General features: G+C 63.0%; 20 protein-coding genes and 1 pseudogene. 8 read left to right on the plus strand and 13 right to left on the minus strand.

The genetic code is table 11. The features are described from left to right. Positions 1 to 19 precede the first annotated feature (19 nt). On the minus strand, positions 20 to 3,718 hold the full coding sequence (locus tag F8237_RS17445; protein ID WP_151646541.1) for a DEAD/DEAH box helicase: 3,699 nt from the start codon (positions 3,716 to 3,718) through the stop codon (positions 20 to 22). Between the two features lie 191 nt (positions 3,719 to 3,909). Further along, positions 3,910 to 4,221: a 50S ribosomal protein L28 gene (gene rpmB / locus F8237_RS17450; RefSeq protein WP_151646543.1), complete on the minus strand. Its 312-nt coding sequence runs from the start codon at positions 4,219 to 4,221 to the stop codon at positions 3,910 to 3,912. A 527-nt stretch (positions 4,222 to 4,748) separates the two neighbouring features. Between rpmB and F8237_RS17460 the strand changes: the two genes are divergently transcribed. The 5 genes and pseudogenes from F8237_RS17460 to F8237_RS17480 all read left to right on the plus strand — a co-directional run bounded on the left by F8237_RS17460 (position 4,749) and on the right by F8237_RS17480 (position 11,555). Continuing rightward, positions 4,749 to 5,558: a DUF3108 domain-containing protein gene (locus tag F8237_RS17460; protein WP_162006385.1), complete on the plus strand. Its 810-nt coding sequence runs from the start codon at positions 4,749 to 4,751 to the stop codon at positions 5,556 to 5,558. Positions 5,559 to 6,173: 615 nt separating this feature from the next. Continuing rightward, entirely contained in the window at positions 6,174 to 9,587 is a 3,414-nt protein-coding gene (locus F8237_RS17465) for a helicase-related protein (RefSeq protein ID WP_151650588.1), read from the plus strand. A 66-nt stretch (positions 9,588 to 9,653) separates the two neighbouring features. Continuing rightward, positions 9,654 to 9,935 (plus strand): annotated as a pseudogene (locus F8237_RS17470) (RNA-binding S4 domain-containing protein); the annotation flags it as partial. A 132-nt stretch (positions 9,936 to 10,067) separates the two neighbouring features. Continuing rightward, positions 10,068 to 10,406 (plus strand): ferredoxin FdxA, encoded by a 339-nt coding sequence (gene fdxA / locus F8237_RS17475; protein WP_151646549.1) that lies wholly within the window; start codon positions 10,068 to 10,070, stop codon positions 10,404 to 10,406. Positions 10,407 to 10,751: 345 nt separating this feature from the next. Further along, positions 10,752 to 11,555 carry a CarD family transcriptional regulator gene (locus tag F8237_RS17480; protein WP_162006094.1) on the plus strand — a complete coding sequence of 268 codons (804 nt, stop codon included), beginning with the start codon at positions 10,752 to 10,754 and terminating at the stop codon, positions 11,553 to 11,555. A 136-nt stretch (positions 11,556 to 11,691) separates the two neighbouring features. Here F8237_RS17480 and F8237_RS17485 read toward each other — a convergent pair whose 3' ends face one another. Further along, positions 11,692 to 12,051 carry a DUF1496 domain-containing protein gene (locus F8237_RS17485; protein WP_151646553.1) on the minus strand — a complete coding sequence of 120 codons (360 nt, stop codon included), beginning with the start codon at positions 12,049 to 12,051 and terminating at the stop codon, positions 11,692 to 11,694. 151 nt (positions 12,052 to 12,202) lie between these two features. Here F8237_RS17485 and F8237_RS17490 point away from each other — a divergent pair. Beyond that, a protein-coding gene (locus F8237_RS17490) for an IS630 family transposase (RefSeq protein WP_151650542.1) occupies positions 12,203 to 13,151 on the plus strand; the annotation gives its coding sequence in 2 pieces (ribosomal slippage) (positions 12,203 to 12,538 and positions 12,540 to 13,151; 948 coding nt in all). Positions 13,152 to 13,157: 6 nt separating this feature from the next. Here the strand turns inward: F8237_RS17490 and F8237_RS17495 are convergent. The 8 genes from F8237_RS17495 to cyoA form a co-directional block, all read right to left on the minus strand. Next, on the minus strand, positions 13,158 to 13,706 hold the full coding sequence (locus tag F8237_RS17495) for a hypothetical protein (protein ID WP_151646555.1): 549 nt from the start codon (positions 13,704 to 13,706) through the stop codon (positions 13,158 to 13,160). Between the two features lie 250 nt (positions 13,707 to 13,956). Further along, the gene (locus F8237_RS17500; protein WP_014439278.1) at positions 13,957 to 14,490 is read right to left on the minus strand and encodes a response regulator transcription factor; all 534 of its coding nucleotides are present in this window, start codon (positions 14,488 to 14,490) and stop codon (positions 13,957 to 13,959) included. Then, positions 14,480 to 15,889: an ATP-binding protein gene (locus tag F8237_RS17505; RefSeq protein WP_162006095.1), complete on the minus strand. Its 1,410-nt coding sequence runs from the start codon at positions 15,887 to 15,889 to the stop codon at positions 14,480 to 14,482. Before F8237_RS17505 ends, F8237_RS17500 begins: the two co-directional genes overlap by 11 nt. Continuing rightward, positions 15,861 to 16,712 carry an SURF1 family protein gene (locus F8237_RS17510; RefSeq protein WP_151646559.1) on the minus strand — a complete coding sequence of 284 codons (852 nt, stop codon included), beginning with the start codon at positions 16,710 to 16,712 and terminating at the stop codon, positions 15,861 to 15,863. Before F8237_RS17510 ends, F8237_RS17505 begins: the two co-directional genes overlap by 29 nt. Beyond that, positions 16,709 to 17,089 carry a cytochrome o ubiquinol oxidase subunit IV gene (gene cyoD, locus F8237_RS17515; protein WP_151646561.1) on the minus strand — a complete coding sequence of 127 codons (381 nt, stop codon included), beginning with the start codon at positions 17,087 to 17,089 and terminating at the stop codon, positions 16,709 to 16,711. The genes F8237_RS17510 and cyoD overlap by 4 nt, the downstream gene beginning before the upstream one ends. Further along, entirely contained in the window at positions 17,086 to 17,715 is a 630-nt protein-coding gene (gene cyoC, locus F8237_RS17520; protein WP_151646563.1) for a cytochrome o ubiquinol oxidase subunit III, read from the minus strand. The genes cyoD and cyoC overlap by 4 nt, the downstream gene beginning before the upstream one ends. Beyond that, positions 17,716 to 19,713, minus strand: a complete 1,998-nt coding sequence (cyoB, locus tag F8237_RS17525) for a cytochrome o ubiquinol oxidase subunit I (protein WP_151646565.1) — start codon at positions 19,711 to 19,713, stop codon at positions 17,716 to 17,718. It lies immediately after the preceding gene. A gap of 11 nt (positions 19,714 to 19,724) precedes the next feature. After that, the gene (gene cyoA, locus F8237_RS17530) at positions 19,725 to 20,885 is read right to left on the minus strand and encodes a ubiquinol oxidase subunit II (RefSeq protein ID WP_151646568.1); all 1,161 of its coding nucleotides are present in this window, start codon (positions 20,883 to 20,885) and stop codon (positions 19,725 to 19,727) included. A 181-nt stretch (positions 20,886 to 21,066) separates the two neighbouring features. Between cyoA and F8237_RS17535 the strand changes: the two genes are divergently transcribed. Beyond that, positions 21,067 to 22,395 carry an MFS transporter gene (locus tag F8237_RS17535; protein WP_151646570.1) on the plus strand — a complete coding sequence of 443 codons (1,329 nt, stop codon included), beginning with the start codon at positions 21,067 to 21,069 and terminating at the stop codon, positions 22,393 to 22,395. 73 nt (positions 22,396 to 22,468) lie between these two features. Here F8237_RS17535 and F8237_RS17540 read toward each other — a convergent pair whose 3' ends face one another. Both F8237_RS17540 and F8237_RS17545 read right to left on the minus strand, forming a co-directional pair. Further along, positions 22,469 to 23,893 (minus strand): M48 family metalloprotease, encoded by a 1,425-nt coding sequence (locus F8237_RS17540; protein WP_151646572.1) that lies wholly within the window; start codon positions 23,891 to 23,893, stop codon positions 22,469 to 22,471. 99 nt (positions 23,894 to 23,992) lie between these two features. Continuing rightward, positions 23,993 to 24,844, minus strand: a complete 852-nt coding sequence (locus tag F8237_RS17545) for a thermonuclease family protein (RefSeq protein WP_151646574.1) — start codon at positions 24,842 to 24,844, stop codon at positions 23,993 to 23,995. A 273-nt stretch (positions 24,845 to 25,117) separates the two neighbouring features. Here F8237_RS17545 and F8237_RS17550 point away from each other — a divergent pair, with 273 nt between their 5' ends. Further along, a complete protein-coding gene (locus tag F8237_RS17550; protein ID WP_151646576.1) occupies positions 25,118 to 26,323 on the plus strand; it encodes an ABC transporter substrate-binding protein in 1,206 nt (401 codons plus the stop codon). Positions 26,324 to 26,434: the final 111 nt, after the last annotated feature.

Below are 26,434 nucleotides of genomic sequence, written 5' to 3' on the forward strand. Positions count from 1 at the left end.
GTCCCTCCAAAAGAAAAAATTATCGATCGATTTCTATCCAGCTCTCCTTGCCACGTTTTCCAACGCAGATACGTCCGGCAATGCTCTTCGCGGAAACATCGTAGAGAGCGCCGACTTGAAACACGCGGAGACCCAGCATTGCTCGTGATTCAGAGGATGTCGCCAGGTGTCGATTGTCTGGTGATGCAATTGCAGCTTCGACCCGATACTTTCCGCCCTTTTTGGCTAACGCAAGTTGGGTAGCAACTTCTGGCCATTTCTCGATGCCATCCGAATTTCGACGGACACCATTTAGCATCTCGATCAGAGGCAGAAGTCGGTAAGGCGCATTTGGCGTCATGAACTCAAGGTGGATCGAGAGGCCAGTCAGTTCGCACGTTCGAATGTCATCTGGGTGGGAAGCGCGGCCACTCCACGCGCATGTTCGCCGTTCGGCCGGTGTGCAGAACGTTCCGGTCGATGATCGATGAGCAACCTGCTCTAAGAGTCTGAGGCCAGACAGATTGCTGTTAACGAAGTAGCGCTTAAGTGCTCGTTTGCCAGTTAGTGCACATCTTTCGAGGCCAATCGGCAAAACCATCTTGTCTGTAATCTCGCATCTCTCGAGAACTCCGAGTTTCACAAAATGGCCGGTTATCTCGCATTTCTCTGCTTCGTCCATCGCTATGGGCAGGCGCGTCTCGTGGCACAGGGCAAATTCATGCTTGTGGCCTGTCCTTCCCGAGACTGACGACTTCATCGCTTCGTCGCGTCTATAGTTCCTTCCGGAAATTTCACTGACGGCCAATTCGTCGGCGAGGAAATCTGACTTCGTAAACGAACATACTCGAAAATGCTCTGCTTCGGCTTTTCTTCCGCTCATCGCTGACGTTTTGAGAAGGTCGGCCGAAACCAATTTTCCAGATACGGCAGATAATTCTGCCTCTTCACGAAGAATGCGCTTCCCGCTGTGCGCACAGAGAATCGTGAATTCTGGGAGAACAAGCCGCCCGCTCGTCTCTGATTTTGTGAGGAGATGCTGGAGCACGTAGGCGCCGGTCACGTCACATCTGGCCAAGCAATGGCTAGGTACAGTCTTTCCGGACTTAGAGCATAAACTTAGTTCGGGGACTCGAACGAGTATTCCATCGTGGGGTCGAACTACGAGAAGGCTCTCGTATTCGTGCTCTGAGTCGATGGTGTATCTTACCTTTACTCCGATTTCTCGATGGACTCTGCCGTCCAGTCCGACGAGGGTCATTTCAAGCCGAGGGGTGAACTCGTCTTCCAGTTTCTTGCGCTTGCGGGTATCGGATGTGCGTGCAGTCTCTTGTTCTCGACGTTCCAAGTAGAAGCGCGAGAATTCAGAAATGCCGTCATCCGACATCGCGGCTCTCTGAAGTCTGTCGATATCGATGCCAAGGGATTGAGGTTTGTCGAGAGCTTTAGGAATTGAATTGATGGCGGTCTTGCCGCGTTCGGTCCGGTGATCTTGATTCTTGCAATCTATGTCCACTAGCCGTTCGTAGCTGTCGTGGGCAACGGTAGCTCGAACTCGCAACAGAGCTGACCCATCGAACATTCGGACGGCATCGATCGGTTCTGAGGACGCGAGGTGTCCCCCGAATTGCGCAACCCAGGTCTGGGCGGCTTCTCGGGATGCTTGCGTCGGGTCCTGATCAAGGTCGTCTACTTTATGCAAGCCGCTCGCAACGACTCGGCTCACAAGGCGCTCGAAGGCTGGCGTCCCCGGTGCGTACAATGTGGTTCGTTTGGCTGGGTCGGTCGGGTCCGCGAATCTGATGTATTCGCGTCCTCCATTCTCTTCAGCGCGAAGAAGTCCGTTGGGGTCCACAGTTAGCTGGACGCCGAGGAGTTTGAGCGCCGCCAATGAGAACTCGCGAGAACCGAGCGATCGTTCAGTTTCGGGAAGTCTCGGGGTGCGTGGACCTTCATACTCGGCTTCCTCCATACCCCCGAGCATGGAGTCAATGTTTGCCTCCTCGCGTTCGAGCTCTATCTTGGCATCCTCAATGCTCTTTTCGGCAAGCTTGGTTGCTCTTTCGACATCTTTTCCTGCTAACGCAGCCAGCACGAGATCCAAGATTCTGTTCTCAAAGCCTGATCCGCCATCTTCGTCTCCGTCGCCGACGTCCGCGCCTTGCAGAAGAGCCTCTACGTCTCCGACGGCGTGTGATGCCATCTGAAGTTTTTCCATCAATCTACCAACGATGTAGTCTTCGAAAGTCCCTCTTAGAGTTACGTTGTAAATGCTCACAAATGCGTGCTCCGAAGCGAGGCGTTGCACGCGCCCGATTCGTTGTTCGACAATCATTGGATTCCAGGGCAGGTCGTAGTTGACGAGCACGTTTGCGATCTGGAGATTGACGCCTTCGGAGCCCGCTTCCGTTGAAACAATGACTCTATAGCGAGGGGGTGTTTCACGGAAGAGCCGGATAGTCGCCTGATTCCGCTCTCCCGAGTCACCATTGATTATGCCGACCTTCAATCCGTGGCCTTCGAGGAAGTTTTGGATTGTAGTTTGTGTCTCTCGGCGGATCGTGAATACGACAAGTCTCCAACCGTCGGGATTTTCTTTTTTTAACTTTTCTATAAGCTTGTTGAGGCCGAGAAGTTTGGCTGTTAGCGGCATCTCCGTCACGATGCTTTTGACTGTTGCTGCTAGGTCGGCCGGAGCCGTCCCTTTCCGTGCCATGTTGTCCAACTGAGCTGAGAGCGCCTCAGGACTGCTCGTCAAGGCCTGCAGTATCGAGATCTGGGTAAGCCGATTGAGTTTTTGAATCGGCTTGGCAATTGCTTTGATAAGCTGAAGCTCCGCGGTGGTGGGGTCTACTTCGTGTCGCAAAACTTTTCGTTCGGGGAAATAAAGGTTCGCATCTCCTCGACGGACGCGAGACATGTAGCCGTAGACGATTGATCGAAATTCGTCTCTCGCCTCTTCCTTTAGCTGGCGTGCCCCATCCCGAGGATCTGCAACAAATTTCCTGATGAACATACCTTCGCTGCCGAAGGGATTGTCATGTCCGCGCGCGACCGTTAGCAGATCGACTAAAGAATAGAGGTCCCACAACCGGTTTTGGATGGGCGTGGCGGTCAGCATTAGCACGTAGGGAAATCGTCGTTCCTCCAACGCCTTGCGAAAACGTTGCGCGACCTGAGGGGTATTGGGGACGCCGTAAAGATTTCTGAGCTTGTGAGCTTCGTCTAGGATAAGCATCTGGAAGCGATCTTCCGGAAGTCTTTCTAGATACAATCGAGCCGAGTTGTATGTTGTGATTACCGCGCCGACTTCGTCAGGCTCAGCGGCAAGTAGCTCTCTCCCGAATGCAACAATGCCTGGAATATTGAATTTTGCTTCCAGCTCTTCCTTCCATTGCTGGGCGAGAATTTTTGGGCAGACGATTAGAATTTTGGACAGCCGGGATCTGACGATAAGTTCGCTGACAATTAGACCAGCGCTGATCGTTTTTCCGAGACCGACATCATCCGCGAGCAAAGTTACCGGAAGGCGACGACAGAAGGTGATGAGGTTGGTTACTTGGTGGTGGTAGGGAGTAAGACGATCGCTCCAACGTGGCGCTGACTTAAAGTCTTCCGCGCGATCAATAACAATTGGATCGGTCAGATCCCACTCCAGACCTGCTCGGTAAATTCTGTAATCTTCGGACTGTTTGCTCCGGCTAAGAATCTTTGACTTAAATTCTGTGGCGACGTCCATCCTCCGTCCCAATCTAAGACGTGCTCAACCCCAGGATGCTCGGTTCTACCCTTGCGGGCAAGTGCACTTTCGTCGGTGTGGTGTTTCGCACAAACAAAAACGGCCGGATCTCCCGATCCGGCCGTCACGTAAAACTCTTACTCGGCTAAGCCTACGCCTCGCGACGCAAGTCCCCACCCAATTCTGAAATCCTAGCTCGCCTTCTTCTCCGGCGCGACCGACGGGCCGACCTTCTTCTGGATGGCGCGCTTCAGCTCGAGGGCGCGGGGCGACAGGGCGTCGGCGTTGGCCTTGAGCAGATAGGCGTCGAGGCCGCCATTGTGGTCGACGCTCTTCACCGCGTTGGTGGAGACGCGCAGGCGCACGTTGCGCTCCAGGGCTTCGCTGATGAACGTCACGTTGACGAGGTTCGGCAGGAAGCGGCGCTTGGTCTTGATGTTGGAGTGGCTGACCTTGTTCCCGACGAGGGGGCCCTTGGCCGTCAGTTCGCAGCGGCGAGACATGGCATAAATCCTTGAGTTCGATCCCCAACGAGTGCGGCCGCCATTCGGGGCGCCACGGGGGCTAATTCTTTCGTCCTTGCAGGGAGCGGCGGACGTATAGGGGGAAGGGGCGGGTAGTCAAGGATTTGGGCCGGGTTTTGGCTATCCGCTCCATGCCCCACGATAGGTGTCATCGCCCAGCTTGACCGGGCGATCCAGTATTCCGGGACGGCGCGGCTGGAGTCGAGGGGCTGCGGCGTACTGGATGCCCCGCCTTCGCGGGGCATGACAGCGGTGGGGGCGGGGCGAGGTGCGCGTCCCTGACGCCCCCCAATCACCAAAACGGTAGTGTTTGCCGCACTTTACCATCACATAAAGGGCGCATTCACCCCCGAGATAACAGGCGGAGTTCCGCGTCAGGCGCGTCCGGGCGCATTGTTTGCCGCGGCTTTTGACTTAAATAACCCCCGTCCGCACCCCGATTGGATCATTTCGTGCTCGCATGCTCCCGACATCTGCCCCGGCTGGGTTTTGCCGGCCGGCTGGCTCTGGCGGCCCTTTGCGGGCTCGCTGTGGCGTGGGGGGCTGTGCCGGCGGCGGCGCAGGGCAAGCTCGAGGCGCAGTATGAGGCGACGCTGGCAGGCATTCCGGTCGGCAAGGGCGCCTGGACCATCGACATCGGCGACGATGTGTTTGCGGCCGCGGCCAGCGGCGGCACCTCGGGACTGCTGAAATCGATCGCCAACGGGTCCGGCTCAGGCGCCAGCCAGGGGCGGGTGGTCAACGGCGCGCTGGTCGCGACCGGCTACCAGGCCTCCACCACCACCTCGAAGAAGACCGAAAACATCCGCATCACGCTCGACAAGGGCAATGTGAAGGAGTTCGGCATCGTGCCGGAGCCGCCGGTCGACGCCGACCGCATCGTCGTGACCGACGCGCATCGCCGCGGCGTCTGGGACCCGATGACGGCTTCGCTGGTGCGCGTATCAGGCACTGGCGATGTGCTGTCGCCGGACGCCTGCCACGGCAGCGCCGCGGTGTTCGACGGCCGCATGCGCTACGAGCTCAAGCTCGATTTCAAGCGCATGGAGGCGGTAAAGGCCGAGAAGGGCTATCACGGCCCGGTCGTGGTCTGCTCGCTGTATTTCGTGCCCGTGGCCGGCTACATCCCCGATCGCCCCGTGATCAAATATCTCGCCGCCCAGCGCAACATCGAGGTCGCCTTCGCGCCGATCGCGGGCACCCGCATCCTGGTCCCGTTCTGGCTGAAAGTCCCGACGCCGCTGGGGCCTGCGATGCTGGAAGCGACCAGCTTCATCACGTCAGCCCAGCCGCCCAAGGTCGCCAAGACGCAGTGATGTTGTTTACCCTCCCCTGGAGGGGGAGGGTAAGAAAGCGACGCCTTTTCAACGCCTTCCTACTGTGCATGGGGTTGTTTTCGCGGAAGTGAGTTCGGAGGGTGCGATTCCGGGAATCCATTTGACTCCTCCCCGATTCTGATTCGACTCCGCGCCGTCCCCAACTTAACGGTTTCCGTCATCAAATCGTCGCTTGTGCGACAGGCCGAAACTCCATCTAGTGCTCACCAAATAGAGTCCCGCGACATGTTGCGTGAACGGAACAGGACTCTCGGGGGAGTCAGCGATTCGGCCGCGATTCGTTCTGGAGTCGTTCCGAAGCTTAAGGCCAGCGGGAAAAGCGTCGCAAAGTGAGACAGTTGCGCGGGATTTGGGAAGGCCGCTCCCACAAACTCGGTGTCATCGCCCGGCTTGACCGGGCGATCCAGTACGCCGAGGTGGTTGTGGTTGAGTGGATGGGCCGCGGCGTACTGGATGCCCCGGTCGAGCCGGGGCATGACAGCGGAGAAAACAGGATCCGCCCCAGCGTTCGGAGACATGGCTGACAGAGCCCTTCGCGCCATCGCCCCTGACAGCACTGACATTCGCCCCATCAGCCACTACCTAATCAACCAGATGCCCTTTTCCTCCTCCCCCTTCGCCTCCGAGCGCGCCCGTTCCGATCGCGTGCCCGGCGCCGGCGTCACCGCGGTGCTCGGGCCGACCAACACCGGCAAGACCCATCTGGCGATCGAACGGATGCTTGCGCATTCGTCCGGCCTGATCGGCCTGCCGCTGCGGCTGCTCGCGCGCGAGGTCTACAACAAGATCGTCGCGCGGGTCGGGCCCGAGGCCGTCGCGCTGGTGACCGGCGAGGAGAAGATCAAGCCGAAGAATCCGCGCTACTGGGTCTCGACCGTGGAGGCGATGCCGCGCGACCTCGATGTCTCCTTCCTCGCCGTCGACGAGATCCAGATCGCATCTGACCTGGAACGCGGCCACGTCTTCACCGACCGCATCCTCAACCGCCGCGGCCGCGACGAGACGCTGCTGCTGGGCGCCGCCACCATGCGCCCGATCATCGAGCGGCTGCTGCCGGGCGTGTCCATGATCACCCGTCCGAGGCTCTCGCAGCTGGAATTCGCCGGCGACCGCAAGATCACCCGCCAGCCGCGCCGCACCGCCATCGTCGCCTTCTCGGCCGACGAGGTCTACGCCATCGCCGAGCTGATCAAGCGCCAGCATGGCGGCGCCGCCGTAGTGCTGGGCTCGCTGTCGCCGCGCACGCGCAATGCGCAGGTCGAGATGTTCCAGAACGGCGACGTCGACTATCTCGTCGCCACCGACGCCGTCGGCATGGGCCTCAATCTCGACGTCGACCACGTCGCCTTCGCCTCCGACCGCAAATACGACGGCTACCAGTTCCGCCGGCTGACGCCGTCCGAATTCGCGCAGATCGCCGGACGCGCCGGCCGTGCCACGCGCAACGGCACCTTCGGCACCACCGGTCGCTGCGGACCGTTCGAGCCCGAGCTCGTCAACGCGCTGCAGAACCACACCTTTGACAGCGTGAAGATGCTGCAATGGCGCAATTCGAAGCTGGATTTCTCCTCGCTCGGCGCGCTCCAGGTGTCGCTGAACCAGTCGCCCGGCCACGAGGCGCTGACGCGGGCTCCTATTGCGGAAGACATGCGCGTGCTCGACCACGCCGCCCGCGATGCCGATGTGCGCGATGCCGCACATGGCAAGGACGCCGTGGAACGGCTGTGGGAGGCCTGCCAGGTCCCGGATTACAGGAAACTGTCGCCCGCGGCCCATGCCGAGCTCGTTACCACGCTCTACGGCTTCCTGATGCAGAAGGGCTGCATCCCCGATTCCTGGTTCGCGGCCCAAATCGACCAGGCCGACCGCGTCGACGGCGACATCGACACGCTGTCGGCCCGGATCGCGCAGATTCGCACCTGGACCTTCGTCGCCAACCGCCCGGACTGGCTGAAAGACCCCGAACGCTGGCAGGGAATCGCCCGCGAGGTCGAAAATAAATTATCGGATGCGCTCCATGAACGCTTGACTGAGCGTTTCGTTGATCGCCGGACCAGTGTATTGATGCGCCGCCTGCGGGAGAACACGAGCTTGAATACGGAAATCGGCAAGACCGGCGAAGTCATCGTCGAAGGCCATGTCATCGGCCGCCTCGATGGCTTCACTTTTGCACCGGATGCGGCGGAAGCCGGCTCCGATGCGAAAGCCTTGCAGGCTGCCGCGCAAGCGGTGCTCGCCGGCGAGATCAACGCGCGTGCCGAAAAACTGGGCGGCGCGCCCGACGAGCAGTTCGTGCTGACGTCGGAAGGCACCATCCGCTGGACCGGCGACGCCGTGGCGCGACTGTCTGCCGCAGAGGACGCGCTGCAGCCGCGCATCCGCATCATCTCCGACGAGCGTCTCACCGGCCCGCCGCGCGAGAAGGTGCAGGCTCGGCTCGAGCTCTGGCTCAAGACCCACATCGAAAAACTGCTCGGGCCGATGTTCGAGCTGTCCAAGGCCGAGGACGTCACTGGCATTGCCCGCGGCATCGCCTATCAGCTGGTCGAGGCGCTCGGCGTGCTGGAACGGCCGAAGATCGCCAATGAGCTGAAGGATCTCGACCAGCCTTCGCGCGCCGTCCTGCGCAAATACGGCGTCCGGTTCGGCGCCTATCACATCTATTTCCCCGGCCTCTTGAAGCCGGCCGCCCGCGCGCTCGCCGCGCTGCTGTGGGCGCTGAAGCAGGACAATGTCGATCTGTCCTCGCTGTCGGGCGCGCAGCATCTGGCCTCTTCCGGCCGCACCTCGTTCCCGGTCGACAAGCAGCTGCCGCGCGATGCCTATCGCGTGCTCGGCTACAAGCAGGCCGGCGAGCGCGCCGTGCGCGTCGACATCCTGGAGCGCCTGGCCGATTTGATCCGCCCGGCGTTGGCCTGGCGCGAGAATTCGCCCGGCGAAAAGCCCGCCGGCACGTTCGACGGCCGCAGCTTCATCGTGACGCAGGCGATGACCTCGCTCACCGGCTCGGCCGGCGAGGATTTCGCCTCGGTGCTGCGCGCGCTCGGCTATCGCATGGAGAAGCGTGCACCGTTGCCGAAGCCGGTCGCGGCTGCTGCGGAGGCGCCGGCTGCCGAGGCTGAATCCGCTGTGGCGGAAACGCCGGTCGAGGATGCCGCGGTACCCGCGGACACCGCGATCGAAGCTGCCGCCGAGCCTGTGACCGTCGAAGACGCCCCCGGCATGGAGCAGCACGACGAGCCCGCTCCCGAAGAGCCGGCGCTCGAAGCCTCCCCCGAGGCACCCGTCACGCCCGAAGACGCCCCGGGCATCGCGCCGCCGGCGGAAGAAGCCGCCGAGGCTGCTCCGGCCGAGACTGCTCCGGCCGAGACTGCTCCAGTTGAGACGGCCGCGCCGGAAGTCGCCGCATCGGCCGACGCCGCCGCACCTGCGGAAGCCGCAGCCGCGCCCGCGGAACCTGAACTCATCGAGGTCTGGCGTCCGGCCGGCCGTCACGAGGATCGCAAGCCGCGCCACGAGCGCCATCGCCACCAGCGTCATCACAATCAGCGTCCGCAGGCGGGCGCCGAAGCAGGCGCCGCGCCCGCCGAGGCTGCGCCCGGCGAAGCTGCCGAAGGCGCCAGGCCGGGTGAGCGTCATCGTCATGGCGGCGGTCGCAGAGACGGCGGAAGGGATTTCCGCAAGCCGCGCGAAGGCGGTGCAGAAGGCGCGCCGCGTCCCGAGGGACGCGACGACAAGAACCGCCGCTTCGAAGGCAAGGATCGCGACAAGGATCGTGATCGCAACAAGGGCAAGTTCGGCGGCGACCGCAACAAGGGCAAGCCCGGTGGCGATCGCGACAACCGTGGCCGCGATCGCGACAAGGGCCGCGATCGCCAGGGTGGTCCCTCGCTGCGACCCTACGCCTCGAGCGCGAATCCGCGCGAGCGCGATCGTCCGGTCGATCCGAACTCGCCCTTCGCAAAACTCGCTGCGCTGAAGGAGCAGCTGGCCGGTCGCAAGGAATAGCGTTTTCAAACGAAGTGCGGAGCGGTTCGCGTGAAGACAACGCGTCAGATGGAGTGAGCCACGTCCGAGCGGCAGCGCCTCGACAAATGGCTGTGGCATGCGCGGGTGGTGAAGGCGCGCACCTCGGCGGCTGAGCTCGTCGAGAAAGGCCGCGTCCGCATCAACGGCGCGCGCGAGACATCGCCGGGGCACGCGATCAAGACCGGCGACGTGCTCACCATTGCGCTCGATCGCACCGTGCGGGTGTTGAAGGTCACGGGCTTCAACGAGCGCCGCGGCGATGCCGCCTCGGCCCGCGTGCTCTACGAGGAACTCGGTGAAGCCAATCCGGATTCTCGGCGCAATTAATTGCGCTTTGAATTCATTTCTTGGTCCGTCAAACACACAAAGCCGTCATGATCGGCCGTTCCCGACCTTGCAGCGCCGGGCCATCCGCGCTACGCAAGCCGCGACTTTTGAATAAGCTTTTCGGAGCGTTGGATGACTTACGTCGTCACTGAAAACTGCATCAAGTGCAAGTACACCGACTGCGTCGAGGTCTGCCCGGTCGATTGTTTCTACGAGGGCGACAACATGCTCGTCATCCATCCTGACGAGTGCATCGACTGCGGCGTGTGCGAGCCGGAATGCCCCGCCGACGCCATCAAGCCGGATACGGAAACGGGCCTGGAAAAGTGGCTGTCGGTCAACGCCGACTACGCCAAGAGCTGGCCGAACATCACCCAGAAGAAAGAATCACCCGCCGACGCGAAGGAATTCGACGGGATGGAAGGTAAGTTCGAGAAATATTTCTCCCCGAACCCCGGCTCCGGAGACTAATTCGGGCTCAAACTTAACCCTAATAGCTTCGTGAACGCTGAAAACCAGCCCTGAAGACCCCTAAATCATTGATTTTTGCGGGAAATGTGCTATATTGGGCACATTAAGCTGAACCCCCGTCAGCCCAGTTGGCCCCGTTGGGTTCCCGTGAAACCAAATGTCGAACAGGGGCGTGGCAGTTTCCGCGCGCAGGCTGTGTCACAGAAAACGCGTAAAAAGAGTACTTCAGCGAGGGCTTCCCATAAGGAGGCCAAAAAAGTCGCCGCGGCCAGCCGTAGCGCATCCAAGGGTCGGACCGCGACTAAGGCACCGGCTGCAAAGTCCTCGAAGAACAAAAGAAGCGCAATGCCTAACAAGACTGCCAAACCGGCCGCAAAAGCGACCGTTGCAAAGCCTGCTGCCAAGCCCGCTGCCGTCAAGGCTCCCGCTGCCAAGCCCGTTGCTCCGAAGGCCCCTGTTGCTGCCGCCCCTGCCAAGGCCCCCGTTGCTGCTGCGAAGCCGGTCGTGAAGGCTGCCGCACCCGCGCCGAAGGTCGAGGAAAAGAAGGTCGTGACCCAGCGTCAGGGCTTCAAGGCCAACGAATTCGTCGTCTATCCCGCTCACGGCGTCGGCCAGATCCTGGCCATCGAGGAGCAGGAGATCGCCGGCGCGAAGCTCGAGCTGTTCGTCATCAACTTCATCAAGGACAAGATGACGCTGCGCGTGCCGACCGCCAAGGTCGCCAATGTCGGCATGCGCAAGCTGTCCGAGCCCGCGCTGGTGAAGAAGGCGCTGGAGACCCTCAAGGGCCGCGCCCGCGTCAAGCGCACCATGTGGTCGCGCCGTGCCCAGGAATACGAAGCGAAAATCAACTCGGGCGACATCGTCGCGATCGCGGAAGTCGTGCGCGACCTCTATCGCTCTGAATCGCAGCCTGAGCAGTCCTACAGCGAACGCCAGCTCTATGAAGCTGCGCTCGATCGTCTGTCCCGCGAGATCGCGGTCGTGCAGCACTCGACCGAGACCGAAGCGGTCAAGGAGATCGAGGCCCAGCTCGCCAAGAGCCCGCGCCGCAACGCCAAGGCGGAAGCCGCCGATGGCGAAGGCGAGGCGGATGCCGAGGCCGACGAGACCGATGGCGACACCACCGTCGCCGACGAGGCCGCGTAAGCTTCTCGTCGCGTCGACTGCAACACATCAAGCCCGGCCGCTCGGCCGGGCTTTTTTGTTGTCGCCTTGTTGTTCTCGATGGCCCAGCGCCGGGCTTTGCGCCGTCCGGCCCAGACCAGTCACCCCGAATGCGGGTTCACTCGCAATACCGCTTGCCGTTGAAGTCGAAGCACTTGGCGGCGCTGATCGAGGGATCGCGGTGGTGCACGCGATAGGCTGCTGTTCGAACCCGCGCATGATGCGGGCGGACATGAGATACGGGAGCCGTGCATCGATCCGCCAGATCCTTGTCGGTGACGGTTGTCCAGGAGAAGCGTCCGCCGTCCGAGCGGCAGATCAGGGCAATCGATTTCTGTACGCACAGGAACGCGCCGTCGCTGTAGCTCCTGCTGGCGTAGATGCAGGACGGCGTGGCCTGCTCGGCCTGGCCCGGCGTGGCGGCTGAAAGCACCGCGAATGCGGCCAGCGCGATGGTGAGACTGTGCAACGTCTTCATGAGTGGGGCTCGCTGTGGTCGGAATGGCGGGGCGCGCTCTCGGCACCCCGTTTTGGTCTAGAGCGGTTCACAGATTTATTGAATCGGAAGAGATTCCGGATCAGGGGCGAATATGATTCAAGATGCTGGCTGGGCTGGAGGCCAGCATCCGATGGTCCGACCAATTTCCAACGATTTGCGTGAGCGCGCAGTCTCCGCTGTGACCAAAGGTGAGAGCTGCCGATCTGTGGCGGAACGGTTTGGAGTTGCGGTCTCTTCAGTTGTGAAGTGGTCACAGCGTTATCGAACGACCGGCTCGGTAGCGCCTGGCAAGATGGGCGGTCACCGCAAGCCCGTGCTTGATTCGCACCGCGCCTTCATCGTCGAGCGGATCACTCAGACGCCGCACCTGACGCTGCATGGTCTGAAGGCGGAGCTGGCATCCCGCGGGGTCAAGGTCTCGCACAACGCAGTCTGGCTGTTCCTGCGCCGAGAAGGGCTGCGGTTCAAAAAAAACACTGTTCGCCCTCGAACAGGCGCGCGCCGACGTCTCTCATAGACGCCAGCGTTGGCGATCCTGGCAGGCCGGACTTGATGCTGGCCGGCTGGTCTTCATCGACGAGACCTGGATCAAGACCAACATGGCCCCCTTGCGGGGCTGGGGGCCCAAAGGGGCCCGCCTGCGCGGCTTCGCCCCGCACGGGCACTGGCGTACCCTCACATTCCTCGGCGCGCTCCGCCATGACCAACTCACGGCACCCTGCGTCTTCGACGGGCCGATCAACGGCGAATGCTTCTGCGCTTATGTGAAGCATGTCCTCCTGCCAACGCTGCGCGAAGGCGACATCGTCATTCTCGACAATCTCGGAAGCCACAAGTCGAAAGTTGTCAGACAGATGATCAAGGCCGCTGGCGCCAGGCTCTGGTACCTGCCGCCATACTCGCCCGACCTCAACCCGATCGAACAGGCCTTCTCCAAGATCAAACACTGGATGCGACAGGCTCAGAAGCGCACCATCGAGGATACTTGGCGCCACATCGGTCACCTCGTCCAGGACATCCAACCACGTGAATGCGCCAACTACTTTGCTAACGCCGGTTACGCTTCAATAAAAACGTGAAACGCTCTAGTGCTCGAAGACATTGCCGGCCTGGATCGAGCAGCTCGTATTGCTCACATGTGCCTCCTTGATCTCAAGGCTCGCTCCATTGATCAAGGAACGTCCCCGCGCGATTGCGGTGCCGTTCTCCCGGCCGAGTACCACATTGGCGGTACAGCCCGAGAAATCCGCGTTGAACTCGATCCGCACGAGACGGACGCCGCCGGCGAACTGCGTCGTCACGATCAGAGACCGGCCGCTTAGCCGGGCCTGCTGACTGCCCGCACCGTCCGATCCGACACTGCTGGCCTGGCCTGTTTTCGGCCTGCCCCTGCCGCCGCCGTAAACTGTCCGCCGCGCGAACACACGGCCCTCCGACGACACGTAGGCACTGAGCGTGTGCGAAAAGCTCTTCGGCGCAAACTCGCCCATGCCGCCCAGGCGCTGAAGCCTCTCCTCTGTCCATCCCGCGGTCACCGACTTGCCGCGCAGTTGCGGTGCGGCGCTCTGTGCCAGCGCGGGAGACATGCATGCAACAAGCAGAAGCGAACACCATCGCGCGCGCGCCAGGAACATTTCGGCCTCCAAAAATGATCTGAAAAACAAGATGGGTCTGTGTGCGTGCTCACAGACATGCAGTCACGGCAGCAGATTGCAATTCACGTCCAGGATGTATCGATCCATCACTGCTTACCCGCGGGATCATCGACGATCGCAATTACGCGGTCAAGATCGGGCAGTCTGGGGGCGCTGGAGCGAGGCGACGAAGTCGGGTCGGAATGTCAGTATCGTTCCGGACCTGCGCGTGCCCGGCCGGGACGACAGCTCACTTCACCGGCCGCTTCTCGAGCTTCCGTGCCAGCGTGCGCCGGTGCATGCCGAGCCGCCGCGCCGCCTCCGAGATGTTGAAATCGGTCTCGATCAGCGTCTGGTGGATGCGCTCCCATTCCAGCGTCTTGATCGAGGTCGGCCGCGCATCGAGCGCGACTTCGACATTACCTTCGGCCTTGTTGAAGGCAGCCTCGATGTCGTCGGTGTTCGACGGCTTTGCCAGGTAGTGGCAGGCTCCGAGCTTGATCGCCTCGACGGCGGTCGAGATGCTGGCAAAACCGGTCAGCACCACGATCAGCATCTCCGGATCATGCGTATGCAGCAGCTCGACGCAGGCAAGGCCTGAGGCGCCGCCGAGTTTGAGGTCGACGACGGCGTGGCCGAAGGACCGTTCCTCCAGCACCTTGCGGACCTCCTCGATCGAGGCGGCGAGCACGACATCGTAGCCGCGGCGCTCGAACGAGCGCTTCAGCGTGCGCGCGAAGCCGGCATCGTCCTCGACGACGATGAGCGATCGGTCAGGCGTCAAAGCTGCCTCCGATCGCGAGCGTTGCGAGCGGCAACGTCAGGCGCACGGTGGCGCCACGCTTGCGATGATTCTCGGCGGTCACGCTACCTCCGAGCTTGCGCACGACGTTCACCACCAGGAACAGGCCGAGCCCGCCGCCGGCGCGGCCCTTGCTCGACTGGTAGGGCTTTCCGAGCTGCGCCAGCATTTCCGGAGCGAAGCCGGGACCGCGATCGCTGATCGACAGCACGAGATTGTCACCCTCGCGCTCGGCCAGAAATTCGACCCAGTCACGCGAGACCTCGTAGGCGTTGTCGAGCACGTTGAAGATCACCTGCTTCAGCGCAACGTCCGAGACGATCGCGACATCCTCGCCGAACGTATTGACGAAGTAGAGCGTGCGCGCCGAGCGCGCGTCGCGCCACTCCTCCACCAACGCCGTGACGAAAGCCGTCACCGTGGTTGGCGAAGAACCTTCGCCGCGCGCTTCCCCCGCCGACACCAGGATTCCCGTCACGATCGACTTGCAGCGCTGCAGCGAGGTCTCCATCTCCGAAAGATCCTCGGCGAGCTCCTGATCGGCGGCGAGATCCGGCATGCGGCGCCAGTCGCTGAGGATGACCGAGAGCGAGGCGAGCGGCGTGCCGAGCTCGTGCGCGGCGCCGGAGGCGAGCAGGCCCATGCGCACGATGTGGTCCTGCTCGGCCGCATGCTGGCGCAGCGCGGCCAGATGGGCGTCGCGCTCGCGCAAATTCCTGTTGATGCGGGTGACGAACACGACCAGCAGAACAGCATTGAGGGCGAAGCCCAGCAGCATGCCGGCCACGGTGAGCGTGTAGGTCTCGCTGAGCGGATTCGGCGGCAGGTCGAGCGGCCGATGGGCCAGCGTCAGCCACACGAAGCACGCGCAGGTCAGCGCGACCAGCGACCAGGTCGAGCGGGCATCGAGCAGCACCGCGCCCAGCGTGACCTGGAGCAGGAACAGCGAGGTGAAGGGATTGGTGGCGCCGCCGCTAAGGTAGAGCTGCGCCGTCAGCGCGGCGACGTCCAGCATCAGCGCGACCAGCAGCTCGTTGTTGGTGATCGCGGCGCGATGGCGCACCCAGACCAGGCTGGAGACGTTGAGCAGCAGCAGCGCACCGATCACCGCGCCCATCCGCTCGAGCGGCAGGGGAATGCCGAGCCCGAAATGCACGCCGCCTATGGTCACGATCTGGCCGACCACCGCGGTCCAGCGCAGCTGGATCAGCAGCGCCATGTTCTTGCGGTTGGTCTCGTCGTCGGTCGGCGCAGCGCCGATCAACTCGCTGCGCGCGTCCGCCTGCGATTGCAGCGTGACGGCGAGCCCGCCAAGCTCCTTGGCAAGTCCCTGGGGGGCCGCCCTACCGTCGTCAGGTCTGCTCGACGATCGTTCCAGCATCTGATCCCGTCCTGCGGGCGGAGGCACTGGAGCCGGCCGCCGGTTCGTGGACGATGCGCTGGCGACGGAACAGCCCGCCGCCGAATGTGACGAAAAGCCAGCCGGCCAGCATGAACGCCAGGGCAAACCACGTCAGCGCGTAGATCAGGTGGTTATTGGGAAAGCGGACCACGGTCAATCCGCCGATGGGGCTGCCGCCTGATTGTGATCCGGCTTCGGCATCGACGAAAAAGGGTGCGACCTCGTGGAGGCCACGGGCGGCCGCAATCGCGGCAACATCCCGTGAATACCAGCGGTTGTGCTGGGGGACATTGTTCCGGAGGAAACCGCCTTTCGGCTCGGACATGCGCAACAGGCCGGTGATCGCGACCTGGCCGTCCGGATTGCCGTCCCGGCGTGCCGATGCGTCGCGCCGCTCGGCCGGCACGAAGCCGCGGTTGACCAGAACCTGCGTGCCGTCGGCGCGCTGAAGCGGCGTCAGCACCCAATAGCCGGGGCCTTCCTCGGTGACGGCCTGAACCAGCGTCTCGCGGTCATGCAGGAAGCGGCCGGTGAGGCTGACGTGCCGGTATTCGTCGTTGGCGGCGGTGACCGCGGACCATGCCGCTGGCGAGGGGATCGGCTCGGCCGGGGCGTGAACGCGCTGCTCGACGCGGTCGATCAGAGCCAGCTTCCAGGCGCGGCGCTCGATCTGCCAGACGCCGAGCGCGATCAGAACGGCAAAGGCCGTGAGCGAGAGGACCGCGAGCCACAAGGACGGGGAGCGCGCAATCTTGTCGTACGCCCCCTCTGCCTCGCTCGTCGCGGTCCGGATCTCGCTCACTTCATTCCCGTCATCTCGTGGATCGGCATCATGTTGCTGTTGAGGTGGCTCATCACCCACAGCGAACCGGACAGCGCGATCACCACCATGACGACGGTGAAGATCAGCGCCATCATGGTCCAGCCGTTCTCGGATTTGGGGCTCATGTGCAGGAAGTAGATCATGTGCACCACGATCTGCACGACCGCGAAGGCCATGATGACCAGCGCCGTGATCTGCTTGCTCGGAAGCGCGCCGCTCATCACCAGCCAGAACGGGATCGCGGTCAGGACGACCGAGAGCATGAAGCCGAGCATATAGGTCGAGAACGAGCCGTGGGCGTGGCTGTCGCCGTGGTGATGATCGTCCGCGCCAGCTGCGTGGGTATCGGTGCTCATCGCAGAACTCCCAGGAGATAGACGAAGGTGAAGACGCCGATCCAGACCACGTCGAGGAAGTGCCAGAACATCGACAGGCACATCAGGCGGCGCCGGTTGGCCTCGATCAGGCCGAACTTCCAGACCTGAACCATCAGCGTCACCAGCCAGATCAGGCCGCAGGACACGTGCAGGCCGTGGGTGCCGACCAGCGTGAAGAAGGCGGACAGGAACGCGCTGCGCTGGGGTGTCGCGCCTTCATGGATCATGTGGGCGAACTCGGAGAGCTCGATGCCGATGAAGGCGAGGCCGAACAGACCGGTGATCGCCAGCCACAGCTGCGTCTGGGCGATCTTGTTCTGCTGCATCGTCAGCATGGCAAAGCCATAGGTGATCGACGACAGCAGCAGCATCGTGGTGTTCACCGCGACCAGCGGCAGCTCGAACAGGTCCTTCGGCGCGGGGCCGGCGGCGTAGTTGCCGCCGAGCACGCCGAAGGTGGCGAACAGCATCGCAAAGATGAGACAGTCGCTCATCAGGTAGATCCAGAAGCCGAGCGAGGTGCTGTAGCCTTCCGGATGCGGGTGTTCGTCGGCGAGATAGAAGACCGGTGCGCCGGTCTGGGCAGGGTTGACAGCGATCGACATTTACTTGGCTCCGGCGAGCAGTTTGGTGCGCGCGTCCTCGGCCCGGACGACGTCGTCGGCCGGAATGTCGAAGTCGCGGTGATAGTTGAAGGTGTGACCGATCCCGACGACGAGCATCGCGATGAAGCTCGCAGCTGCCAGCCACCAGATGTACCAGATCAGGCCGAAACCCATCGCAGTGGCGAACCCGGCGAGGATGATGCCGGTGCCGGTGCTGCTGGGCATGTGGATCGGCTTGAACCCGGTGAGCGGACGCTGGTAGCCGCGCTTCTTCATGTCCCACCACGCGTCGTTGTCGTGAACGACGGGAGTGAAGGCGAAGTTGTAGTCCGGCGGCGGCGAGGAGGTCGCCCATTCCAGCGTGCGCGCATCCCAGGGATCGCCAGTGACGTCCTTGAGCTGCTCGCGCTTGAGGAAAGAGACCGCGAACTGCATCAGCATGCTGAGGATGCCCAGGAAGACGAGGAAAGCACCGATCGCGGCGATGACGAACCATATCTGGAGAGACGGATCGTCGAACACGCGCAGGCGGCGGGTCACGCCCATCAGGCCGAGCACGTAGAGCGGCATGAAGGCGAGGTAGAAACCGACGACCCAGAACCAGAACGACAGCTTGCCCCAGAACACATCGAGCTTGAAGCCGAACGCCTTCGGGAACCAGTAGTTGATGCCGGCGAACGCACCGAACACCACGCCGCCGATGATCACGTTGTGGAAGTGCGCGATCAGGAACAGGCTGTTGTGCAGGACGAAGTCGGCGGGCGGCACCGCGAGCAGCACGCCGGTCATGCCGCCGAGCACGAAGGTCAGCATGAAGGCGATCGTCCACATCATCGGCAGCTCGTAGCGGATACGGCCGCGATACATCGTGAACAACCAGTTGAACATCTTCGCGCCCGTCGGGATCGAGATGATCATCGTGGTGATGCCGAAGAACGAGTTGACGCTGGCGCCCGAGCCCATTGTGAAGAAGTGGTGCAGCCACACCAGGTACGACAGGATGGTGATGACCACCGTGGCGTAGACCATCGAGGTGTAGCCGAACAGGCGCTTGCCAGAGAAGGTCGAGGTGACTTCCGAGAAGATGCCGAAGGCGGGGAGAACCAGAATGTAGACCTCGGGATGGCCCCAGATCCAGATCAGGTTCACGTACATCATCGGGCTGCCGCCGAAATCGTTCGTGAAGAAGTTGGTGCCGACGTAGCGATCGAGCGAGAGCAGCGCCAGCACCACGGTCAGAACGGGGAAGGAGGCGACGATCAGGATGTTGGTGCAGAGCGAGGTCCACGTGAAGACCGGCATCTTCATCATGGTCATGCCGGGGCAGCGCAGCTTGACGATGGTGCAGATCAGGTTGATGCCGGATAACGTGGTGCCGACGCCTGCGATCTGTAGTGCCCAGATGTAATAGTCGACGCCGACGTCAGGGCTGTAGCCGATGTTCGACAGCGGCGGATAAGCCAGCCAGCCGGTGCGGGCGAATTCGCCGATGAACAGCGAGGCCATCACCAGCACCGCGCCGCCGACCGTCATCCAGAAGCTGAAATTGTTGAGGAACGGGAACGACACGTCGCGCGCGCCGATCTGGAGCGGCACGACGTAGTTCATCAGGCCCGTCACCAGTGGCATCGCCACGAAGAAGATCATGATCACGCCGTGGGCGGTGAAGACCTGGTCGTAGTGATGGGCGTTGAGATAGCCTTCGGAGCCGCCAAAGGCGAGCATCTGCTGGCCGCGCATCATCAGCGCGTCCGCGAAGCCTCGCAGCAGCATCACGATGCCGAGGATCATGTACATGATGCCGATGCGCTTGTGGTCGACGCTGGTGAACCACTCGCGCCACAGATAGCCCCACAGGCGGAAATAGGTGAGGCCGGCGAGCAGCGTGACGCCGCCGAGTGCGACCATCACGAAGGTGCCGACGACGATCGGCTCGTGCAGCGGCAGCGATTCGATGCCGAGCCGGCCGAAGATGAGCTTGAGAAGATCAGGAGACATGCGAGCTCTCTTTAGGAGTCTGACTTCGGACGCTGTCCGAGGAAGAAGGACGAGGACTTGAGCGGCGTGAAGGTCGGCCGCTTGAGGCCGGCGCCGGTAAGCGGCGCGGTGTCGACGGGTGCCGTGATGGAGGCCGTGGTCTTGCCCTGCGGCGCCTCGGGCGTGCAGGTGCCGGCGACGAAGGTCGGCTCGGGTCCGAACGCGGTGCCGCGGCGGGCGTATTTGTCGTAGGCCAGCGGCAGCGTGTTGTTCAGGCCCTCATGGCCGCGACCGCCCTTGGCATCGATCGCCATCATCTCGCTCTGGCACATCTTGCCGGTCTCGACGCACATGTTGAGGATCAGGCGGTAGAGATCGGAATCGATGGTGCCGTAGCGGCGCACCGGCTCGTTCTGGCTGGGCTTCTCGAGCTGGAGATATTCGGCGCGACCGAGCGAGCCGCCGGCGGATTTGGCGCTGGCGACCCAGGCGTCAAAACCCTTGTCGTCGAGGCCCTGGAAGTTGAAGTGCATGCCGGAGAAGCCGGCGCCGCTGTAATTCGCCGAGAAGCCCTTGTAGGTGCCGGCGTGGTTCACCACGGCGTGGAGCTTGGTCTCCATGCCCGGCATCGCGTAAATCTGGCCGGCCAGTGCGGGGATGTAGAACGAGTTCATCACCGAGGACGCCGTGATGCGGAAGTTGATCGGGCGATCGACGGGCGCGGCGAGGTCGTTGACGGTGGCGATGCCGTAGTCCGGATAGATGAAGAGCCACTTCCAGTCGAGCGCGACGACATCGACCTCGAGCGGGGCCTTGGACTGGTCCACGGCGCGGTCGGCATGGATGCGGCCGAGCGTGCGATAGGGGTCGAGCAGATGCGTGCCCATCCAGGTCAGCGCGCCCAGGCAGATGATGATCAGCAACGGCGCCGACCAGATCACCAGCTCGAGCTTGGTCGAGTGATCCCATTCCGGCTCGTAGCGGGCCGAGGTGTTGGACTGGCGGTAGCGCCAGGCGAACATCACCGTCAGCGCCATCACGGGGACGACGATCAAAAGCATCAGGAGAGTGGAGATGATGACGAGGTCGCGCTGCTGGGCAGCGATGTCGCCGGCTGGCGCCAGCACGACGTAGTTGCAGCCACTAAGCGCAACTGCCAAGGGTAGCAGCGCCAGGATCTTGAGACGGGACACGGGCCGAGCCTTTGAGAATGAGTTTCTTTTGCGGGGGCAACGGGTAGCTGCGGCGCAGCAATCCGGACATTGGACAATTTGTCCAATGTTGCAGTGCGGAATGTTGGGCCAGACAAGCCCGGATCGCCTGGCGCCCCGCCGGGCGGTTGGCTTTGGTTTTCAGGACGTTAAGGGCGCACGAATGGCGACGGCACAGACCCCCGCAATGGCAGACCTCCACTCGGGCGAACACGGCCACGACCTAGCCAGTCCCGGCGAGATCGCCATCGGCGTCATCATCGGCCGCACCTCGGAATTCTTCGATTTCTTCGTCTACGCGATCGCTTCGGTGATCGTGTTCCCGCGCCTGGTGTTCCCGTTCACGAGCGAACTGACCGGAACCCTCTATTCCTTCATGATCTTCGCGCTGGCTTTCGTGGCACGGCCAATCGGAACCGTCATTTTCATGACGATCGACCGGGAGTACGGCAAGACGGCCAAGCTGGTCTCGGCGCTGTTCCTGCTCGGCACCGCCACCGTGGCGCTCGCCTTCCTGCCCGGCTATTCCGAGATCGGCGTTGCTGCGATCTGGCTGCTGGCGCTGGCGCGCATTGCGCAGGGTCTGGCCTGGGGCGGCGCCTGGGACGGCATGGCCTCGCTGCTGGCGCTGAACGCGCCGCCCTCCCAGCGCGGCTGGTACGCGATGGTGCCGCAGCTCGGTGCTCCGCTCGGGCTGATCGTGGCGAGCGCCCTGTTCGCCTATTTCGCCGGCAATCTCTCCGCCGACGATTTCTTCGACTGGGGCTGGCGCTATCCGTTCTTCGTCGCCTTCGCCATCAACGTCGTGGCGCTGTTCGCGCGCCTGCGCATGGTGACGACGGAGGAATATGCGTCGTTGTTCGAGACCCGCGAATTGCAGCCCTCGCGGATCTCCGAGACCGTTGCGCGCGAAGGCCATAACATCATGCTTGGTGCGTTCGCGCCGCTGGCGAGCTTCGCGCTGTTTCACATGGTGACGGTGTTTCCGCTGTCCTGGGTGTTCCTGTTCACCCGCGAAAGCCCGGTGCGCTTTCTGATCATCGAGATCGTCGCCGCCGTGTTCGGTGTCGTGGCGATCGTGCTCTCCGGCGTCATCGCCGACCGTGTCGGCCGCAAGTCGCTGCTGATGGGATCGGCGATCGCGATCGCGATCTACAGCGGCTTCGCCCCGCAGCTGCTCGACGCCGGCGCGTTCGGTGAGACCATCTACATGGTGATCGGCTTCATCCTGCTCGGCCTGTCCTTCGGCCAGTCCTCCGGCGCGATCGCCTCGAACTTCAGGCAGGCATATCGCTACACGGCCTCGGCGCTGACCTCGGACATGGCCTGGCTGTTCGGCGCGGGCTTCGCGCCGCTGGTCGCGCTGCTGCTCGCCACCAATCTCGGCGTCATCGCTTCGGGTGCCTATCTGCTCTCCGGCGCGTTCTGGACCCTGCTCGCGCTCTGGCTCGCTGGCCAGCGCGAGGCTGGCGACATGGACGCGGGCGCTTAAGCCGCCCGCGGAAGCCTGCACAAATCCCAGATTGCGCTGCGCTCCATTTGGGCTACGCTGACAGTCTGCAGCGTCAATCCGCGACGATCTTCACGCGATCGCGCACCTTCACCTGCGCGCTGCGATCGAGCCCGTTGAGGACGCGGAAGCGTTCGGCGGGGTGATCGACACCGGCCATGCGGTGGGAGAGCGATTCGACGGTGTCGCCGGGCTGCACGGTGATGACCTTGATCCGCAGTGGGCGGGCGGCCTGGATTTCGTCGAGGGTCAGGCGGCGGAATGAATTGACGGTCTCGCGCGCGTTGCGCTCGCTCTCGGTCGACTTCTGCCGTGCCGCGAAGATGAAGCGATAGACGTCGCTGCCGAAGCGCAGCGCGTAGACCTTGAACTGCCACTGATCGCCCTTTGCGGTGGCCGACGCCGCCGGAAAACCGTTGATGGTGATGTCCTCGATCGACGCCTTCTCGACGCCTTCCATCCATCCCGAATTCAGGTAATCGCCGAGCGACTGCTCGGCCGGCACGCGCACGACGTCGAAGCGCATCGCCTGCGAGCCGCCGTCGCGCACGCCGATCACCGCCTGCGCGGTGTTGTCGAGCGTGAAATTGTCCGGTGCCTGGAAGGTGAAGCCGAGCTTCGGATGCAGGAAACGCCGGCCGCGGACGAAACCCTCGCTGGGATCTTCGCCATAGACGAGATTGTCGATCGCGGCGAGATAGGTCTCGCGGTCGCGCTCGCCGCCTTCCGGAGCGATATATTGCCGTGCGATGGTCTGCGCGTTCTGCACGCGCTCCGGGGTCGCCGGATGCGACGAGGTGAAATCCTGCGCGCGCGGATCGAGCGAGGTCTTGCCGGCCTTCAGCTCGGCATTGCGCTCCATCGCCGAGAGGAAGCGCGCGGCGCCGTAGGGGTCGAAATGCGCCTTGGCGGAAATGCCGACGCCGATGCCGTCGGCCTCGAACTCCTGGTTGCGCGAAAAGCTCGCCATGGTGAGCTTGGTCTTGGCGAGCGCCAGCGCGGTGAGATCGGGGTCGTTGCTCATGTCGGTGACGACGCGGGTGACGATCGCGGCCTGGCGGGCCTGGTCCTCGCGCATCGCGGCGTGCTTGGACAGCACATGCGCCATCTCGTGGCTAAGCACGGAGGACAATTCCGAGGTGTCGCTGGCGAGCGCAAGAAGTCCGCGCGTGACATAGAGCTGGCCGTTCGGCAGCGCAAAGGCGTTCACCGCGCCGGAGTTGAGAATGGTGACCTTGTAACCCTGGTCGGGACGGTCGGAAGCGGCAACGAGCCGGTCCACGGTCTTGCTGACGAGGGATTCGAGCCTGGGATCGTCATAGGTGCCGCCATAGCTGGCCAGGATGCGCTCGTGCTCCTTCTCGGTGGCGGGGGTCTGCGCGACGGCCGGCTTCGGCTTCGGCATCGCGACCGTCTGGGTCGGCATCGCGGCCTGGAACCGGCCCATGTCGCCGCAACCGGCGAGGGCCGTGCCCAGCATGAGGCAAAGCGCGGCCGGCGCTGCCCGCAGGCGGCGGCAATCACCTCGTCCGTGCCGTTCTAGCACCCCATTCACGTCGCTTAACCCGTGCCTGACCCCTCAGGGCCTTACCCCTGTCGGCTCGATTGCGCCCAGCAACTCGATCTGTCCCACCCGGAGCACATCGATACGCGGCCCGGTATTCCCCTCGACCCAGCCCCGGACGCGAATGCGCCGATTTTCCAGGGACTTAAGGGACATTCCGGCGCTTTCGAACGCCGGCAGCATGCGCCTTGAAATAGTCACGGCAAAGCCGCGTGTCCAGTTCCGTCCGAAGTTGAGGTAGGTCACTGCCCCAGCTTGCCGGACCGACAGGACTTTGCCTTCGACCACCATAAAGCGCCCGATCCCGGCCAAAATATCGTCCTGACTTTCCGCGTTTTTTATGGCCGACGGGTCAGCCCAATTGCCCTTTTTTTCGCGCCGTGCCTCGGCCTCCGACGCCATCAGGGCCGCTGCGCAGTCCCTGTCGGTGATCTCGGCGGAGACGATGGCGTCGCCTTGGGCGAGGAGGGCGGCCTGCACCGAGGTATCGTCCTCGCCGACGAAGACCAGCGCGCCTTGGCGGCCATAGCGGTCGGGCGTGTCGTCAGCGCTCCGCAGCGTGACGTCGCGGCCGACCAGCAGCGATGTCAGCGCCGGCTTCGTCGTTGCGGTTGGCTCGATGCCGGTAAGGCGGACCTCGCGGCCATCGTCGAGACGCAGGCTGCGTGCGTCGACGATGGCGGCGACGCGGCCTTCGCCTTGCGTTTCGAATTGGCACGGCGCGGCGAACGCCGTGTGACTCGCGACGAGAGGAAATGCGACGACGAGATGAAGCAGTCGCGTCACGGCGCCCGGAGAGGTTGCGTTGCGCGTCAATCTTAACTCAAGCGTAGCGGGTCGCGAAGAGGCTTCCTCACACTCCGTCATTGCGAGCGCAGCGAAGCAATCCAGACTGTCTCTGCGGAAAGATTCTGGATTGCCTCCGCCTTCGCTAGAGCATCGGCGGACAAGTCGCTACGCTCGCAATGACGTGGAAACATTTATCCGCATCTCACCATTCCGCTTTGCGGAAATCGCGCGCCGAACATGCGGCCTCTTCGCACCTGCGCTTGCTGCGCTCTTGCGCATGCGGCATGATTGCGGCAACAGCCACAATCAAGCGCCCAAAGAGTGCGGCGCGATAAGGGAGGTCTCTTTACGATGAAGAATATTTTGTCGGGCATTTTTGCCGCGTCGCTTGCTCTGAGTGCGAGCGCGGTGCAGGCCCAGGACAAGCCGCCGCTCAAGATCGGCGGCATCCTCGACATGTCGAGCCTTTATGCCGACATCACCGGCCCCGGCAGCGAGACCGCCGCCAAGATGGCAGTCGAGGATTTCGGCGGCGAGGTGCTGGGACGCAAGGTTCAGGTGCTGGCGGCCGATCATCTCAACAAGGCCGATCTCTCCGCCAACATCGCCCGCGACATGCTCGACAATCAGGGCGTCGAGATGATCTACGACGTCGCGGCCTCCGCGACTGCGCTTGCCGCCGGCGAAATCGCGAAGGCGCGCAACAAGATCATCATGTTCAACGGCCCGGGCTCGATCCGTCTCACCAACGAGGCCTGCGGTCCCTACACCATCCACTACGTGTTCGACACCTATGGCCAGGCCAACGTGACCGGTCTTGCGGCCGTGAAGTCGGGCCTCGACACCTGGTTCTTCCTCACCGCCGACTACGCTTTCGGCCAGGATCTGGAAAAGGACACCAGCGCCGTCGTCACCAAGACCGGCGGCAAGGTGCTCGGCGCCGTGCGTCATCCGCTCAATACGTCCGATTTCTCGTCGTTCCTGCTTCAGGCCCAGGCCTCCAAGGCCAAGGTCATCGGGCTCGCCAACGCCGGCGGCGACACCGTCAACGCCATCAAGCAGGCGGCCGAGTTCGGCATCACCAAGGGCGGCCAGAAGGTCTCGCCGCTGCTCGCCTTCGTCTCCGACATCGACTCGATCGGGCTGGAGACCGCGCAGGGCCTGCTGCTCGCCGAAGCCTTCTACTGGGACCTCAACGACGACACCCGCGCCTTCTCCAAGCGCTTCATGGAGCGCACCAAGCGGGTGCCGACCTCGGCACAGGCCGGCGTCTATTCCTCCGTCACGCATTATCTGAAGGCCGTGAAGGCGGCCGGCACGACTGACGCGGCCGCGGTCATCAAGGTGATGAAGGAGACGCCGGTCAACGACTTCTTCGCCAAGAACGGCAAGATCCGCGAGGACGGCCGCATGATCCACGACATGTACCTGTTCGAGGTGAAGAAGCCGTCGGAATCCAAGGGCCGCTGGGACGACTACAAGCTGCTCGCCACCGTGCCCGGCAGCGAGGCATTCCAGCCCCTGGAGCAGTCGCGCTGTCCGCTGGTGAAGAAGTGACGGCGTGAGGCGTCGTGGCGACACGCGCGCCCAACAACAGGTCGTCATCCCGGGGCGCGCGTAGCGCGAGCCCGGGATCCATCGGGCGGCAGTGACGGTTGAGAAATGGAT

Origin of the sequence: Bradyrhizobium betae, from assembly GCF_008932115.1 — a bacterium.
In the GTDB taxonomy this organism is placed as follows: Bacteria; Pseudomonadota; Alphaproteobacteria; order Rhizobiales; family Xanthobacteraceae; genus Bradyrhizobium; species Bradyrhizobium betae.

What these genes read in the sequence shown, in the direction of transcription:
- F8237_RS17445 (WP_151646541.1), bottom strand. Translation starts at nt 3,718, where the DNA reads ATGGACGTCGCCACAGAATTTAAGTCAAAGATTCTTAGCCGGAGCAAA.
- rpmB (WP_151646543.1), bottom strand. Translation starts at nt 4,221, where the DNA reads ATGTCTCGCCGCTGCGAACTGACGGCCAAGGGCCCCCTCGTCGGGAAC.
- F8237_RS17465 (WP_151650588.1), top strand. Translation starts at nt 6,174, where the DNA reads ATGCCCTTTTCCTCCTCCCCCTTCGCCTCCGAGCGCGCCCGTTCCGAT.
- fdxA (WP_151646549.1), top strand. Translation starts at nt 10,068, where the DNA reads ATGACTTACGTCGTCACTGAAAACTGCATCAAGTGCAAGTACACCGAC.
- F8237_RS17480 (WP_162006094.1), top strand. Translation starts at nt 10,752, where the DNA reads ATGCCTAACAAGACTGCCAAACCGGCCGCAAAAGCGACCGTTGCAAAG.
- F8237_RS17485 (WP_151646553.1), bottom strand. Translation starts at nt 12,051, where the DNA reads ATGAAGACGTTGCACAGTCTCACCATCGCGCTGGCCGCATTCGCGGTG.
- F8237_RS17495 (WP_151646555.1), bottom strand. Translation starts at nt 13,706, where the DNA reads ATGTTCCTGGCGCGCGCGCGATGGTGTTCGCTTCTGCTTGTTGCATGC.
- F8237_RS17505 (WP_162006095.1), bottom strand. Translation starts at nt 15,889, where the DNA reads ATGCTGGAACGATCGTCGAGCAGACCTGACGACGGTAGGGCGGCCCCC.
- cyoD (WP_151646561.1), bottom strand. Translation starts at nt 17,089, where the DNA reads ATGAGCACCGATACCCACGCAGCTGGCGCGGACGATCATCACCACGGC.
- cyoC (WP_151646563.1), bottom strand. Translation starts at nt 17,715, where the DNA reads ATGTCGATCGCTGTCAACCCTGCCCAGACCGGCGCACCGGTCTTCTAT.
- cyoB (WP_151646565.1), bottom strand. Translation starts at nt 19,713, where the DNA reads ATGTCTCCTGATCTTCTCAAGCTCATCTTCGGCCGGCTCGGCATCGAA.
- F8237_RS17535 (WP_151646570.1), top strand. Translation starts at nt 21,067, where the DNA reads ATGGCGACGGCACAGACCCCCGCAATGGCAGACCTCCACTCGGGCGAA.
- F8237_RS17540 (WP_151646572.1), bottom strand. Translation starts at nt 23,893, where the DNA reads ATGCTGGGCACGGCCCTCGCCGGTTGCGGCGACATGGGCCGGTTCCAG.
- F8237_RS17545 (WP_151646574.1), bottom strand. Translation starts at nt 24,844, where the DNA reads ATGACGGAGTGTGAGGAAGCCTCTTCGCGACCCGCTACGCTTGAGTTA.
- F8237_RS17550 (WP_151646576.1), top strand. Translation starts at nt 25,118, where the DNA reads ATGAAGAATATTTTGTCGGGCATTTTTGCCGCGTCGCTTGCTCTGAGT.